11 protein-coding genes are annotated in these 16,645 nt (G+C 40.1%); 8 read left to right on the forward strand and 3 right to left on the reverse strand.

From position 1 onward, the window contains the following. Positions 1–310 precede the first annotated feature (310 nt). The 3 genes from NST85_RS01690 (at position 311) to NST85_RS01700 (ending at position 5,281) form a co-directional block, all read left to right on the forward strand. Positions 311–1,147: a hypothetical protein gene (locus NST85_RS01690; RefSeq protein WP_127194470.1), complete on the forward strand. Its 837-nt coding sequence runs from the start codon at positions 311–313 to the stop codon at positions 1,145–1,147. 55 nt (positions 1,148–1,202) lie between these two features. Continuing rightward, positions 1,203–2,201: a phosphotransferase family protein gene (locus NST85_RS01695; RefSeq protein ID WP_341188365.1), complete on the forward strand. Its 999-nt coding sequence runs from the start codon at positions 1,203–1,205 to the stop codon at positions 2,199–2,201. A 320-nt stretch (positions 2,202–2,521) separates the two neighbouring features. Further along, entirely contained in the window at positions 2,522–5,281 is a 2,760-nt protein-coding gene (locus tag NST85_RS01700) for an S-layer homology domain-containing protein (RefSeq protein WP_341188366.1), read from the forward strand. Positions 5,282–5,379: 98 nt separating this feature from the next. Here NST85_RS01700 and NST85_RS01705 read toward each other — a convergent pair whose 3' ends face one another. Next, positions 5,380–6,027, reverse strand: coding sequence for an ankyrin repeat domain-containing protein (locus tag NST85_RS01705; protein WP_341188367.1), 648 nt, complete (start codon positions 6,025–6,027; stop codon positions 5,380–5,382). Between the two features lie 262 nt (positions 6,028–6,289). On the opposite strand from NST85_RS01705, the gene NST85_RS01710 reads away from it, so the two are divergent. The 4 genes from NST85_RS01710 to NST85_RS01725 all read left to right on the forward strand — a co-directional run bounded on the left by NST85_RS01710 (position 6,290) and on the right by NST85_RS01725 (position 11,496). Further along, positions 6,290–8,302, forward strand: a complete 2,013-nt coding sequence (locus tag NST85_RS01710; RefSeq protein WP_170220281.1) for a methyl-accepting chemotaxis protein — start codon at positions 6,290–6,292, stop codon at positions 8,300–8,302. Between the two features lie 331 nt (positions 8,303–8,633). Then, positions 8,634–8,975, forward strand: a complete 342-nt coding sequence (locus NST85_RS01715) for a hypothetical protein (protein ID WP_127194464.1) — start codon at positions 8,634–8,636, stop codon at positions 8,973–8,975. A 315-nt stretch (positions 8,976–9,290) separates the two neighbouring features. Then, a complete protein-coding gene (locus tag NST85_RS01720) occupies positions 9,291–10,613 on the forward strand; it encodes an MFS transporter (RefSeq protein WP_127194463.1) in 1,323 nt (440 codons plus the stop codon). Then, the gene (locus tag NST85_RS01725; RefSeq protein ID WP_127194462.1) at positions 10,585–11,496 is read left to right on the forward strand and encodes a polysaccharide deacetylase family protein; all 912 of its coding nucleotides are present in this window, start codon (positions 10,585–10,587) and stop codon (positions 11,494–11,496) included. Before NST85_RS01720 ends, NST85_RS01725 begins: the two co-directional genes overlap by 29 nt. A gap of 30 nt (positions 11,497–11,526) precedes the next feature. On the opposite strand, the gene NST85_RS01730 is transcribed toward NST85_RS01725, so the two are convergent. Together NST85_RS01730 and NST85_RS01735 are read right to left on the reverse strand one after the other, a co-directional pair. Continuing rightward, positions 11,527–13,293 carry a sensor histidine kinase gene (locus NST85_RS01730; protein WP_127194461.1) on the reverse strand — a complete coding sequence of 589 codons (1,767 nt, stop codon included), beginning with the start codon at positions 13,291–13,293 and terminating at the stop codon, positions 11,527–11,529. Positions 13,294–13,308: 15 nt separating this feature from the next. Next, entirely contained in the window at positions 13,309–14,862 is a 1,554-nt protein-coding gene (locus NST85_RS01735) for a response regulator (protein WP_127194460.1), read from the reverse strand. 454 nt (positions 14,863–15,316) lie between these two features. On the opposite strand from NST85_RS01735, the gene NST85_RS01740 reads away from it, so the two are divergent. Continuing rightward, complete coding sequence (locus NST85_RS01740) at positions 15,317–16,624, forward strand: ABC transporter substrate-binding protein (RefSeq protein ID WP_127194459.1); 1,308 nt, start codon at positions 15,317–15,319, stop codon at positions 16,622–16,624. Positions 16,625–16,645: the final 21 nt, after the last annotated feature.

Raw genomic sequence — 16,645 nt, forward strand, 5'->3', positions numbered from 1 at the left:
TATTATGTTGAATATACGATAGAATAGGTGGTTCAGCAATAGATAAGACATATGTGATGCATGAAATGACCTACATTCTTTAGTTCGCTATCTATTGCTAAGGGACTATTTACTTCCAAATATACGACCTTTCAAGCTGAATTTAGGAGTAATCGCTTCGAAACTCATTAAAATAGAAAATAAAAGCGCTAGACAAACAAGATGGCATATCTTAATATAGGCTTTGATCCTAATATGATATATCAAATATCAAAAGTTCAGGATTGTAAATTTGGTAACCCCTACATTCGATCGAAAGGAAGGTTAACTAATGATACCTTTAGATAGTTTTGAACGATGGTTGCCTTTAATGCCAGAAAGTGCTCAACTTTATTTAAATGAGACAGAAATTGAAGCATTTCGCTTACTCACTGAAAATGAAATAGAGACACAGTTAAAAGAGTTGTTGGAAAAACCTATAGCCAATTTCACAATAATTAATGATGTTTATTTCCGAGCAAGATGGGCTGAGCTTTTAAAAAAACTATATCTTGATGACAACCTAAAGCTATTGGAGGTTGCTACTGGGGATGCTGATATGATTCCACAAGTTATGGCACGTACACATCCGGATGCCCACTATTTCACAGCTAATATGAACAAAGCATTAAATAAAAGCTTACTTAATAAAACGAAAGATCTCCCTCTAGAGGTAGAAATTATTGAAGATGATGCAGCTTCTGTTGAAAATCATTTAGGGCCTGAAGTTGTGGGAATAATAGCTTTTCAGCACGCCATTAATGATGTTATACAAGCTATATTATGTGAAAGAGTGGGAGTAGACACAATCTATTCAGACTGGATGGAGACCCTACCGAAAATGATTAAAATTCTTCAACAGGAAATAACACAAAGCACACTGGAAGAGCATGCGAAAGGACCCTTCTTAGGATTAATAAGCACGCTTCTGAGAACTTTGAGAAAAGATGGAATTATAGCCATGAACCATTATATGTTTCAGTTAGACCTGGATTGGGGTTATCCGCCAGAGTTGTTCGAAACAATGGTTCCTATGACAAGAGGATGGCTTCAAGAGCTAAAAGGGTGTAAAGAAATATATATTGATGGATTTAATACAAATTGGTGGATTTTTCTACAAAAAATATAAATACATCTTTATAACTTCACTTGCTCTATCACTAACCTTGTAGGAGAGATACGGAATGAATGTAAACTCCAAGTTATATGAAGAGTTATCTGCGCAGAAGATTTATGAGATCGCCCATAAGCATTTTGACTCATTTACTAATATCGAATTCTCCCTCCTAAAAGGTGGGCTCTTTAATACAACCTATAAGCTGATTCTGGATTCGCCGTTACGTGAATTCATTCTTAGGGTGGGACCCGTGAACAGGCAGTTCCTGTTACCTTTTGAACAAAATTTAATGAGTGCCGAAGTCGAAGTGTATAACTTATTTTCCGAGAATCAAATACCTTGTCCTAGAGTTCTTGTGTGTGATTCTACTAAAAGTATTGTGAATAGAGATTATATGATAACTGAATATATACAGAGCGTTCCATTATCAGATGAGAGTATTCCGCAAGGCGTTAAGAACGGATTGTATGAACAAGCGGGTAGATGGACTGCGCAGATCCATTCTATTACAGGTGCAAAATTCGGCAGGTTATCGGACATTCAGCAGGGTTGTGGGTACGATCGCTGGGATGATTTCTTACTCGCACAGGTAATGGAGATAGGTACAAAGTGCCTGGAATATGAGGTCTTTGATAAAAATGAGGTTAGCAGAATCATTAAGATATATGAAGAAAATTCAAGGCTGTACGAGAATATAACTATTCCTCAACTTATTCATGCTGATTTGTGGGCAGGGAATATACTTGTTCGACTAGATACGATCACGAATAAATACGAGCTTGCAGCTATCATTGATGCAGATAGAGCGTTATTTGGCGATGTGGATTTTGAGTTTGCAAGTCCATGGATTACGAATGAACCCTTCTTAAGGGGTTATGGCCATCATGATAAAGAGAATGATACTACTCAGGCATTAAAAATAGATACGTATCGATTGCTGTTTCATTTTATTGATACCTATGTATGGAAAGTGCAATATAACAACATGGTGGAATATGAGAATAATAGGCAAAGGACAATGGAGTTGTTAATTTCAATTGAAGCGGGTGTATGCATAATTGAATGAAGAGAAGCAGAATTTTAATTTCAAGAGTGGGCTAGCGATACTAGGCCTACTCTTTTTTTAATTTTCGAGTAGGCAATCAAGCATTCTCTAGGAATAGTTTTTCCGCGATTAGTAGGACAAAGTTCTCATTTTCTTACTGTTAAATCGCGTAATTTGTATGATTTGGTAGAAAATTGATAGTTTGTTATGGTAGTATTATCCTAATGTGCATCATGAATAATACTTAATAATTAGGTATTTAGAAGGGGGGATTAGGTTTCTTACATATTTTTATCGATATTTTCGTTTGTGAAAAAAATAACTTAAAGGAGGGAAAGTAATTGTTCGATATCCAAACGCGTAAACGGATTTCAATGTTGCTAGTAATAGCAATGATCTTATCGATCTTCTCTACTAATTATTTAGTATTTGGGGCTGAGAGTTCGAAGGTTTCACTTACAGACATTGAGCAATCTTATGCGAAAGCAGAAATTTCTTCATTAGTGGACAAGGGAATTCTAAACGGCTTCACAGATGGAACATTCAAACCGGGTGATACGTTGACTCGCGCACAGTTGGCTAAAGTTCTCGTACTATCACTGAATAAAGAGCAGGACCCTTCAGGTGCCGTAGCGTTTAAAGATGTGGCGAGCAGCGATTGGTTCGCAGGATATGTCGGAGCTTTGGTAAAGTCGGGTATTACACAAGGAACCTCAGCGGACACATTCGCACCGAACCAAACGGTAACGAGAGAGGAATTGGCCGTATTCTTCATCCGGGCTTTTGGATGGGAAGCTAATGCTAAAGCATTAGCTATGGAGAATGGTTTATCTGATATGGCTAAAGTTTCGACATGGGCCAAACCTTATGTAAACTTCGCTTATAAAATTGGATTCATTAAAGGTATTACGAATAAGGATGGTACGATTAGTTTTAATCCTGCCGGTAAAGCAGATCGTCAATCTTTAGCTAGACTTGCTTATGAGTTTATCACGAATAAAGCGGCTTATGAAGATAAGGTGAAGACACCTGCCAGTACTGATGAGCCTATTATTGAGAAGCCCGTAACTAAACCGGAAAAAAGTAATGACAGTAGCGGTGGAAGTAACAATGGCGGAAGCAATAATGGTAGTAATAATGGTGGCAACCCTGGAAGTGGAACAACCACAACTACAATTTCAGTACCGGGTACGCGCTCATTAGGTACTGTAAATGGGAATGTGACGATCAGTTCGAAGGACGTTATCTTAGAGAATACGACGATCAACGGAAAGCTAATTTTAACAGAAGCTATCGGAACCGGCGACGTGACGCTTAAGAATGTTAAGGTTACAGGACAGACTCTAGTGCAAGGTGGCGGAGCGAACAGTATTCACGTCAGTGGCTCGGTCTTGGCTACAGTTATTGTAGACAAAGCAGATGGAAGTATTCGCCTCGTACTGGAATCAGGAACGACAGTTGAACAGACTCTACTTCGGTCCGGAGCTGAGATTCAAACGACGGCTGAAGTAGGAGAAATTGGTCCGATCGAAATCGCAAACTCGGTACCACAGAATGCAACCGTTACTTTGAACGGTTCATTTGATTCCGTAAGGGTACATGCTCAGCAAATTAACATTGATATAGCTGCTGGCACTGTGATTGGAAATTTAGACATTTTCACGGAAGCAGTGAACAATGCATTTAATCTGGCAGAAGGCTCTATTATTTCACAGCTAATTGTAAATGCAATCGCAGAGTTCTCAGGGGCAGGTAAGATAGAATCTGCAGAAGTTAATGTAGATGATATCGACTTCAGCGGACTCCCTATTCCTCCTGTTGTTGCAGTAGACTCTACGGTGACGAGCGTAGTTTACTCACCTAAAGAGTTTACACTAACTGCAGCAGGTGCGACGCGTCAAATCGTATTTACTGGAGTTAGTGACATTAAACATATCGATATTACTCGCAAAGCTACGTGGAGTAGTTCTGAATCTAGCGTAGCAGAAGTGGAGCAAGGTATCGTCAAAGCTAAGGCGGACGGCACAGCAACAATTACAGCCAATTATGGCGGATATAGTATTCAAGTCCCCGTTACTGTAGCAGTCTACCAACCAGTAGAATATCCTTCAATTAATGGGATTGAAGTAACTAACGGAACGATCAAAGTTGATTTTGATCAATCGATTCCTGATTTGGAATTGGGCCATTTTATCGTTGCAGCAACGGTCAATGGAACACCAATTGAGCTAAACAATCTTCAGTACAACGACGGAACGTTTACATTTGATCCCGTAAATAGCTACGGTTCTACGCTGTATGTTACTGTAGAACATGACGAGTTACAGTCTAAGTTTACGGGTAGCCAAAGCGGTTCGTTAAAGCTAACAGGATTTGGTGGGAGAATCACAGATATCCATAATAATCCTGTAGCAGACTTGACGATTAAATTCCGTAAAGGCTTAAACGCGAAAGACGGTGCTGTTGTCGGTACAGTAACGACAAATGTAGATGGTCAGTACTTCATCTATCTTCCAGCAGGTATTTATACCGGTGAGCTGGGCGGTGAAAATACGGATTATATTAAATCGTATTTGATCGGAGTATCAGCTAGCAATGTGAAGGACGAAAGTGTTAATTTCACTGCTATTGGCATTCCTAAGGCATCGGAAACAAGAATTGTCCTGACTTGGGGTTTAAATCCTAGAGATCTAGATTCTCATCTGATTGGACCTGCCATCGCTGGGGGAAAATTCCATACATGGTATGGCAGTAAGCAATATCAATCTGACAATACTACAATTGTTGATTTGGATTGGGACGATGTAACATCTTATGGTCCAGAGACAACGACTATTCGTCAAGATATAGTGGGGACCTACAAGTTCTATGTTCATAATTACTCTGGTGAAAGCGCAATGACAGCTTCTGGAGCCAAGATTGAAGTTATACGTGGTGTAGACTGGGAGCACCCAATCGTATACACAATTCCGACAGGTGGAAGTGAGCGTTATTGGATTGCGTTCGAATTCACAATTAAAGAAGATGGTACGATTGAATACACTCCAATTAACCAGTTGACTAACGTTAACCCTGCATCTGGTATTTATGTTAATAACTGATATATCTAGCAATTAAGTCGTTTCACCAAAAAAAGAGAGAGCTTATCACTGAATCAAAGTGGTGAGCTCTTTTTTTTGGGACGGTGCAATCACTCCATCTACCGAATCCGGATCAGACTACCATTATCATCGCGTATGTAATCTTCGGGATGTGTCTGTTCTCTTGGGGGGGTCTCTACCGTAGCACCTGCATTTTTTAATAATTGTAGCATGTCTACGTTATAGGTTAGTTTTGCCGTTGATACTCCCTGGTTGGGATCAGCGCCGTACTGCAGGAACATTTGTGCAATCTCCATCTGGTCAAACATGACGGCAAGGTCAAGCCCCAGATTCACATCTGCGCCAAACTGAACCATCAGGTCCACAACCTCTAGATTGCCTCTCTCAATAGCATCCTTCATAGCCATAAAGTCATTTGCCGGACTTGCCCCTGCCTCAAGCAATAGCTTCACCATGGCTAATGGATCCTCAATGTAATTCACTGCGAGTGAAAGATTGCCTACAAGGATCTCCTCTCCACTTCCATAGTTGGCCTCTTCATTGGGATTAGCACCTTCCGTCAGAAGTTTACTGGCCGTCTCCAAGTCTCCCTCTTTGACTGCAAGATTGAGCTGGGTAAACATAGAATTTGATCTTGTCTGCGTACTGGATTCTGATAAGAGGGACTCTATCGGAGCACAGGCTATAACTAGTAGACCTAATGCAATAAGCATAATAGTGGGAGCCAACAACCGTGAAATTTTCATGTGAATTTCCTTTCTGTGAAGTTTCCCTCCAAAGTTGAGGTGTCTGATTCTAATCATAATTGATCATACCTCAAAATGTAATAATTTTCTTCCTCATACTAATTCCTAAATAGTCCCCAAAAGAGATTGTGAAAATTTGTGGGGTTACGAATCTTAGTATAACAAACCCTTCAAATTTTACCGATATTAGTCGTGGTACATATTTATAAGCAGAATCATGGTTTGTAAATATCAACATGACATGACAAGGAGAGGGCCAATTGTGGGAGTAAAATTGAAAGTGTGGCTAAGAAAGTTAGATTCATTGAAAGTAAAGCTAACCGGAATATTTCTTGTGTTAGCAATTATTCCGCTCATGGTTGTGACCTTCATCTTATTATCACAGTTTAGTTCTACTTTAGAGAAGCAGACAGACGGTGAACGAGAGCGTACGGCTATTAATGAGGCGGATTCTATTAACGACTGGTTGAAAGAACAAATTGCCTCCGTGGAAAAGATACTTAAAGAGAATCCCGAAATGAATAAGGGAGACGCTAGTTATATTATGCCTTTTTTGAAGATCATGGCTCAAAGTAATCCAAATATAGACGTGATTTCATTTGTTGATAAAGACGGATATGTAACGAGCTCTAATGGGGAAGAAATCGATGGTTCAAAATTCCCCAATATAATGGCTGTAAGAGAAAGTAAAGAATCAGTTATTTCTAACATTACTCAAATTGATGGTACGAATAAATTTACTATTTTCTTTGATGTGCCAATTATCAATGAAAAGGGTGAGTTTGTAGGAGCGATCCAACCAGAGCTTGATGCAAGCACATTGATGGATCTGATTAAGGGAATTAAACTAGGCGAGAATAGTTATGGTTTCTTGTTGTCCCAAGATGGGACATATCTAGCTCATCCAGATAGTAATAAGATTGGAAAGAACTATACGGACAAGACTTTGGCTACTCCTGAAAAGATTGAGATCTTCCAAAGTAGTGTTTTTCAGAATGATAGCGGGGATATAACATATCCTGAAAAGGGCGAGTGGAAAGAAGCGGCGTTCCATACGATAGAAACTACGGGGTGGAAACTCCTTGTCACAGCCCCGCAAGATGAAGTGTATCAAGTTGTAGACAAGATGAGACAGAATGCAATTATCTTTATTAGCATTTCTCTTTTGTTCGTAGCCATCCTTTCTGTACTCATGTCCATGCTTACCTTACGTCCGTTGCTGAAAATTTCGAATGTGATGCATAAAGTAGCAGCGGGGGACTTAACTCAGCAATTACGAATCAAAGGGCAGGATGAGATCGAACAGATTAAACGGGGTATTAATGACATGCTGGCATCATTTGCGATCATGGTACGTAAGATTTCGGAAACGACAGAACATGTGGCTGCTTCCTCCGAAGAACTTACAGCGATTGCACATGAATCAACACAAGCTGCTGAGCAGATTTCCAAGTCGGTTCACTTTGTTGTAAAAGGCTCGGATCTACAAGTTGAAGCATTGAGCCAAACTAACCTCGCAATGGAGGAAATGTCGGTAGGTATTCAGAAAATTGCTAGTTCTGCAGCTGGCGTTTCTGAAGCGGCTTATATGACTGTTGAAGAGGTTGTCCGTGGTAATCAGGATATTAAAGAGGCTGTGATCCAAATGGATCAAGTGGCGAAGTCAGTTGGAGACACAGCTGAAACGATTCGTTCACTTGAAGAGAAATCCCATGCCATTAACAAAACGGTTCAGCTTATATCTGTAGTTGCTAATCAGACGAATTTATTGTCATTGAATGCTTCTATTGAAGCGGCTAGAGCAGGTGAACATGGCCGGGGATTCGCGGTTGTTGCAGGAGAGGTTAAGAAATTAGCAGAGCAAACGGGAAGTGCAACGGGGGAGATCTCCAATATAATTAACGAAATTTTGCAGGCCATCGGCAAAGCTTCAAGCTCCATGAACAATGGCATTGCTGAAGTGGGTATAGGGGTACAACGGGTGGAAAGAGTAGGGGAAGCATTTAATAAAATTACAGAGTCCATTCAAAATGTAAATGAACAGATCCAGGAGGTTTCTGCAGCTTCGGAACAAATGTCCGCAGGAACAGAAGAGGTATCTGCTTCTATGCAAGAAGTCGTGGGCATCGTGAAAGAGGGATCCACTCAATTAGACACGGTTTCGCAATCGGTTACGGATCAATATCGTTCAATGGAAGAGATATCGAAATCATCAGAGTCATTAAGTAATATGGCGGGTGAACTTCAGGAAATGGTAGGGAAGTTTAAGGTGTAAGTTAGGTGTTCTAATGTACACTCCGTGAACGGACCGTATCTTCAATCGCTGTGGTCTCCAAATTTCTGGATTGAACTCGAGTAGTGGGTGAAATTCGGAGACCAAGGCGACCGTTACCGCTTTTCCGAAATCATTCGTTCCCTCCGCTAGTTTACTTATATCAGACATAGTTTAACTCCCTATTCCTTTTATCCAAAAATTAATGATAGACCCTCTAAAAAGCTTACCCGGTTAATTGAAAACAGAGAATATTTACCTTTGAAGTATGTGGATATTCTGTTACAATCTGTTTGGATATTTGTGTAAATAAGTGGACTAGAGGGGGAGTAATATGGATATTATCGGATTGGATGGCATATCCAAAGAATCGCTGGAAATGCAATTGCAACAAGGAGGGAGATTTGTAGTCTATTCGTATTGTATTTCTATTATTTTCATGACCTTTCGAAGAAATTCGAGCATATATTACATAAAGCCGCATATGAGTTCCGTTGGAAAGGGCTTAGGGTTTACGTTACTTAGTTTGTTATTTGGTTGGTGGGGTATTCCATGGGGCCCCATTTATACAATAGGTGCTCTAATTACCAATTTCCGCGGCGGTCGAGATGTTACACAGGAAGTGTCTTATTCATTGACAGGACAAAGTGTAGTAACAGGACAAAGAGTAGTATAGTAACGATTTGATTTCTATTTATTTATACCCCCTTAGAAGCACTTAAGAATTAACATTCTGATGTGTAAATAGGGGGTATTTTAATTTTGGCTATCTTCTATTGATATTATTGTTGTCAGAATTGAGAGAGCAGAAGTATAATTTGGTAGTATTAGTTATTGGAAACTTTATCCTACAGAATATATGTAAATATGGGAGAATGCCGTGATGCTATCCAATTCTAGAACATGAATATGAAGGGATATGATTAGATGGTCAATTTGTTGAATAGTATGAAACAAGGCAATATTTTTCTACCATTTAGGGGGGATATGCTTGAAGGCTAAATGGATCAATTCGCCATACACATTTGCATTAGGTATGTTTGCAATGATGGTTCCCAGTCAGGCATTTAGTTCATTTTATAGCTATTTCTATGTGGAGAAGTTAGGTCTTGGGATTGGACTTGCTACACTAGCTCGAACGATCTTCCTAATCTGGGATGCGGTGAATAATCCATTATTCGGCTACTGGTCGGATCGAACGAATACCCGCTTTGGACGCCGTAGGCCATGGGTATTTGGGGCAATTCCGCTGTTTATGATCACTTTCATACTTGTATTCTCACCTCCAGGCGGATTATCGGGAAATGGACTATTCACCTGGTTTCTAGTAACGCTTATTCTATATGAGGCGGTTGCTACTGTACTGTGGGTGAACTATGGAGCTTTATTCCCAGAACTTTTCCGTGGAGATCGTATTCGTGCCAAAGCCTCTGCTATTCAACAGGGCTATCAGGTTGTAGCGTTACTTATTGCGACTGTAGTAGCCCCTATTATTTACACGGCACTCAACTTTTCCAGTATGGCCATCGTATTTGCAAGTGTCTTCGGTATATTTATGTTCATCTGCATGATAAGTGTCAAAGAGAAGAGAGAGCCAGAAGAGGGTAAACCACTCAAGTTGGTTGCTGCATTCAAGGAAACGATTAAGAATAAAAAATTCTGGGTATTTAACTTCTCGAATTCATTTGCCCAAACTGTGAATGGACTTGTTAGCTCGATCATGCCTTTTTACGCCAAATATGTACTTCATATCACAGAAGCGCAAGTATCCATCATGTTGGCGGCTGTCTTCATCTCGGTTATTCCATTAGTGTTCGTATGGTACTGGATCATTCGTAAAATGGATGGGGTCAAAGCATGGCGATTGTCTCTTATTGTGTATGGCTTAGCTGTGATTCCGTTCTGGTTTGGTAGTAATCTGGTCAGCGGTATCGTAGCAGGCATAATATTTGGTTTCGGATTGGCGGGATTCTTTGTTACTCCAGCGATCGTAGGCGGTCGAATTATTGACGAGGATGCGGAGAAAACAGGATTGCGAAGAGAAGGTATTTATACGGCTGTCAGTGGATTTATTACACGTTCAAGCGGACTCATCTCGGCACTAGCATTTTTCGTAGTAGGTATGATTTTTGGCTATGAAAGTGGCGATAATCCGGGACCTGATCCAACATCAACATTCCGTTATTTAATGAGTATCGTACCTCTTTGTTTATTAGCAATAGCGGTGATTATTTCTTATACAGTCAAGTTCGATTTTTCGAAAAATAAGAGAGGAGACCACGATATTGAGCAAAAGATTAATCATCAATTGTGATGATTTCGGGCAAAGTGCTCCTATGAATGAAGCCATCATGCATCTGTTGGAAGAAGGTAAAGTATCTTCAGCAACCATCATGGCTGTAGCTCCTGGGTTTGAAGAAGCTGCGGCCTGGAGTGCCCGTAGACGGAAGCAGAATGTGGGGCTTCATCTGACGATGACAAGTGAGTTTGATGCCTTGAGATGGAGTAGCTTAACAGGTCATCCATCTCTACATGATGAGAGTGGTCATCAATATAAGACGGTGAAGGAATTTGAGCAGGGTGCCCAGACCGGTGCCGTGGTGAAAGAGATCAATGCACAATATGAGCTGGTTAAGAAGTCCGGTATTACGATCAGCCATGTCGATAATCATATGGGAAGCCTATATGGAATGGAAACCGGGCGCAGCTTGCTCCCACAGACGTTTTGGAGAATATCACGCTGGAGATTGCCATCGCGATTCTTCCGGTATATCCATGCTGAAGATCCGCTTCTAGGCTCGCTGAGTAACATTGAACGTCCAGTCGCACTTGCGTCGGCGCTCGCGGATACATTTGGTGTACAAATTCCAGACTATCTTTTGTCGCATCCCTTTGGCTTACAAGAAGGGGAGACCTATGACAGTTTCAAACAGTCGATCATCGACAAACTGTATAAGCTCCCTGATGGTGTATGTGAAACCTATATTCATCCGGGTATGGAAGATTCGTGGATGCTGGCGAATATTCCCCATTGGGAGAAACGTATATGGGAATCTAGGCTACCCTTTGACGATGATTTTACCTATGCGATGCGTGATGCAGGCGTTGAATTAACAGAATATCGTTATGTGCAGGAGCATCTTAAACGTCCGCGTGTGCGGTCAGCGCTTAGGTTGCTGAAGCAATTGATAAGATAATTTCTGAATTTCAAGAGAGTGGCGCTATTTTTATTCCTGAACATCATGATTTTGTATAACTGGAAGCGTAATCTTGATGGAAGTACCGTAGCCCTCCTCGCTTTCGATTTGGACACCATACTGGGAGCCGAATAATAACTGAATTCGGCCATGGACATTCTGAATGCCAATCCCAGATAAATGGTGTCTTTTTCGTTCGTTAACTTCGTCCATGTTGCTAGACATGCCAACCCCGTCGTCCATAACCTCAATTAGGATATTCTCCTCTTGGCTCCGAATAAAAATATGAATATTCCCATTAACAGATCCCGGAAAAGCATGGAAGAAAGCATTTTCTACAAATGGTTGAATAATGAGTTTAGGAACCATGAGTTGTAGACAGTCCTCCATAATTTCATAGTGGACCTCAATCTGATCTCCATAACGAATCTGGTTAATAAACACATAATGCTTGAGGATTTCAATTTCGGTTTCAATGGATATCAGATCTTCGGTTGAACCGAGCGTGCTCTGTAGCATAGAGATCAGGCTATTAATGGTCTGGTCTACTTGATCCGTACGGTGCATTTTGGCCAAATATTTAATAGAGCTGAGTGTATTATACAGAAAGTGTGGATTAATCTGCATTTGAAGCGCATTGAGATCGGCTTTTCTGCGCTCTTGCTGCTCGTACACGAGTTTTTCTGTATATTGGTCGATTTCTTTAATCATACGATTATAGGATTTGGTCAATACGTTGGTCTCATAGCTGCCACCCTCTTGTAACGGATGAAATTTAAGATCATCCCCTTTGGAGGCTTTCATTGTTTTTACCAGTTTGTTTAGTGGATTGGTAATACGTTTGCTAACGAAATAGACAAATAACATACTGATGATGAGTACAATGCCAACCACCTTAATAATTTTAGATGAAATCGTATATAACGGAGCGAAAGCGGTTAGTTGATTAATTTCTTCTATCAAATATGCGTTGAATTCCGGTAAATAGTAAGAAATATAGGTTTGTTTGTCATCGGTATCAGATAGTATGCCTCCGTGCTGCTGAGAAACGTTAGTAGCGGTGGAGAGGAGCGTTAAGTCTTTCTTGCTGATGGAGTCTTTATCACTGCTGGACAATATAGTACCATCAGGTGATATTAATGAAATATGAATACCTTCTGAAATATAAGGACTATACTTTCGATAAATATTAAGTTCATCCATAACAACTGCTGCGTATCCATACATCCACCCCGTCCCACTGTCCACCAACGGTTTAGTTGCAAAGATATAGTTGTCATAGGGAACCGATTCAACAAATAAATCGGGGCTGCTGTAGTATCGAATGCGATTTGGAATCGTCCCGTCAACGGTCATATATTTTGATACGATATCTTGAGGGATCTTGTCCCATTTCAGAGCATTGCTTGAATAATGTCTTCCGCCTTTGCCTGGAAGTGCAGAAACGATGATATGAGAATTGTCCGGACTCAAATAATCTTTATAAACATCGATGTATCTGCCCAGAGTGATGACAAGATTAATATGTTCTATAGATGTAGTTGTAGGCTTGGTAATATAATCTTTAAATTCTCTGCTGCTATTGATCTGTAACATCGTATTGACGACCTGGTCGTTATATTTTAACAAGTCATCCTTAACTAGATTCATATTGGCAGATGCGTTCTGGATAACCTGATTTAGTAGAATACGCTCTGATATTGTTGAAGACGCCAGCGTTAATAGGAAAGAAATAAAAAGGGTACCTCCAAGCATCAGGATAAGAATCTTAATAAAAATGCTGTTCTTTCGCAACATGTTGTTCACCTGACTTCATTGAGAGATTTGATTGCGATACTCCACAGGGGTCATTCCCGTCATTTTCTTGAACACCTTAGAGAAATAGTTATGCTCCGAAAATCCAGTTAAACGGCTGATCTCAGATATCGAAAGTTTATAATCAAGAAGTAGTTCCTTTGCTTTATCTGTCCGAACCCGGTTAATATATGAGGTTAAATTCTCATGCGTACGCTGTTTGAAATAAGACGATAAATAGCTGTAATTTAAGTGGAGCTTGTTGGACATTTCAGTCAATGAAATATCGTTCGCATAGTTCTCGTTTACATAATCATAAACTTGCTGGATAATCATAGATTGCTGCTGATCAGAGTGACGAACAATACCTTTAAGATTATCCAGAAACGCAAGCAGGATGTTCTCTAACTCATGGATATCAAAGGCCTGATCGATCATTTTGAATAGCTTCAGCTTGGATGAATTAAGCTCTGATATCGGTTGTTTCAATTGTTCAAGCATATTAATTGCTGTATAAATCAGGTTTTGGCAAAAGCGCTTTAAGCTGTATTCATCATAAGACTGATTAGAATTAATTGTCGAAAAAAACGCTTTCAATTCTGCGCTTGCTTCATCAAATGCAAAAATTCGTAACGCTGTTGTAAAGTGAGTTTGGTCAAAAAATATCTTATCACTTTGTACGAGAATGATATCCTCATTTACAAGAGTATGTTCAGGGAAATATAAGAGTTTGCCAAGATAAGGTGTAAGGCGTTCGTGTTCTTTCTTTATTAGATTGAAAGTTTCGAATGCGTTTGAGAGAACGAAAGAAATATAAACCAGTGATTCTCTGGCATGATCCGTGAACCGTTGCAAGGCGGATGAAATGGCCTCGGTTTGCTCTAGTTCATAATTGATGAGCAGCAGAAACTCGTTGTTAAGAAAGACGCATGTATAAGCTAGACCGGCTAAATGCTCTGTCGCAAGCTCGATCAAGATTTGTTCCATTTGACTATGAGTCCAGTTCGTTCTAGATAGAATTAAGTTTGTAGAAGCTTTAGCTATGCGAAAGTACCTTGATGTGAAATGCTGTGTTATTTCTTGTAGCGTCTCCTCCGCCTGAGTTGAATCGTTGGTTAGCCATTGGGCTAATAATAGCGAAGGGTCACTCTTAATAGAATGACTACCAAGGCTTACGAGATCCAGGTCACTGCATAAGGATTGAATTAGCGAAATTAACTCACTAGAAGATACCTTGGGTTTAAGTAAATAATCTGTAACACCGTATTTGAATACCTCACGCACATAATTGAATTCACTGTAGCTACTAAGTACAACAACTTTAATTTCAGGGTATTGCATGCGAATGATTTTGGTAAGTTCTACACCGTCCATTATCGGCATGACAATATCGGTAATCACTACATGTGGGTGAACTTTTTCAATATATTGCAGCGCCTCCTGGCCGTTGGAGGCCTGGGCGACGATCTCAATTCCATACTCGCTCCAATTACACAGATGTAACATACCTGTGCGCAAGATAGCCTCATCGTCGACAATCATGACCCGATAAGTTGCGGATTGTTCTTTCATAAAATACACCTCATTGCATGTTGTAATAGAGGTTGTTCAAAAAGTCATCTTTTGATCACGAAGTAAAACAAGGAGTATATTCGACAGCGAATCTTGAATTCAGCCGGGACTTCCGGTGCTCACGTAGGTTTTGCCTACGCTCCGCTCCTCTGTCCCTAGCTTTATTCAACCTTCTTGGTGCTGAAAACCTGACTTTTTGAACTCGCTCTAATATCTTCATCATATAACAATCTGAAATAGAAAGGTACGGTTGGATAGTTTCAAATTTGATTTAAAAAAATAAATACTATGATCCATAATTTTTACTAGGGATAATTTCGTATTTACTTGGAGAGCAATAATTACTGCTAATATAGAGCGAATTATTATTATACTTCGTGCTTTAATTTTCCTAAAATGAGTACATCACCACATAAAGCGCTTACAAAACAATCATAAAAAGGGGTTGTAAAGAATGAAAAAATTATTATCCGTAATGTTATTGGTTTCGTTGACAGCTTCACTAGTAGCTGCTTGCGGGTCCACTAAGTCCGACTCTGCAAATACAGACAAGAGTAACGGAAGTACTACAAAATCAGAAAAAGTTGTTGCTTGGGCATGGGACCCTTCATTTAACGGGGCTGCATTAAAAATAGCCGAAGAATTGTATAAGAAAGAGCATCCGGGTTTCGAACTTGAAATCGTTGACATGGCGAAAACCGATCTCGAGCAAAAGCTAAATACCAATTTAGCAGCAGGGGTTAAGGAAGGACTTCCAGACATTATCTTGGTTAACGATCCGAATATTCAAAAATATGTTACTTCCTATCCGAATACATTCGCTGATTTTACAGATAAAGTAGATTTTAGCCAATTTTCTTCATACAAGGTTGATGCGCTTCGTATTGATGACAAAGTGTATGGCGTTCCATTTGATATTGGAGTAACAGGAATGTTCTACCGTTCGGATTACTTAGAGCAAGCTGGCTACAAGGCCGAAGACCTGGAGAATATTACTTGGGATGAATACATCGAGATTGGTAAAGTTGTGAAGGAGAAAACAGGGAAATACATGGCTACGATTAATCCGAACGATGAAGCGTTAACTTCGATTCTTCTTCAATCTGGCGGATCTTGGTACATCACACCAGAAAACAAAGGGAATTTCGTGGATAATCCAGCAATGACAGATACACTTCGCATCTACAAGGCAATTGCTGATTCCGGGATTGCTAAGCCTGTAACAGGATGGAGTGAATTTGTAGGAAGCTTTAACGCTGGAGATGTTGCTACTGTCGTATCTGGTGTATGGCAAGTCGCTTCGATTATGGATGCCAAGGATCAAAGTGGTAAATGGAAAGTGGCTCCGATTCCACGTTTGAGTGTAGAAGGTGCTGTAAATGCTTCCAACGAGGGCGGATCTAGCTGGTTCGTATTAGATGGCTCTGCTAACAAAGATTTGGCGATCGACTTCTTGGCGAAAACAATTGGTGGAAGCAGTGAGTTCTACGAGCGTTTCTTGAATGAAAATGGTGGTGTAGGTTCTTATATTCCGTCCTTCTCAAGTGAAGCTTATAGTCAAACATCGGAATTTTTCGGTGGCCAAGCGATTTATAGTGACTTTACGAAATGGTCTACAGAAGTTCCAGGTATTACATTAGGTATGTATACACAAGAAGCAAAAGATGCTCTTAAGAACGAATTGCCTAATATCTTGAATGGAGCAGATTTGACGCAAAGCTTAGCTAACATTCAGAAATTGTTTGAACAACAGGTGCAATAAATCTAAAGTTAGCAGGTGATT

Origin of the sequence: Paenibacillus sp. FSL K6-2524, assembly GCF_038005525.1 — a bacterium.
In the GTDB taxonomy this organism is placed as follows: Bacteria; Bacillota; Bacilli; order Paenibacillales; family Paenibacillaceae; genus Fontibacillus; species Fontibacillus anaericanus.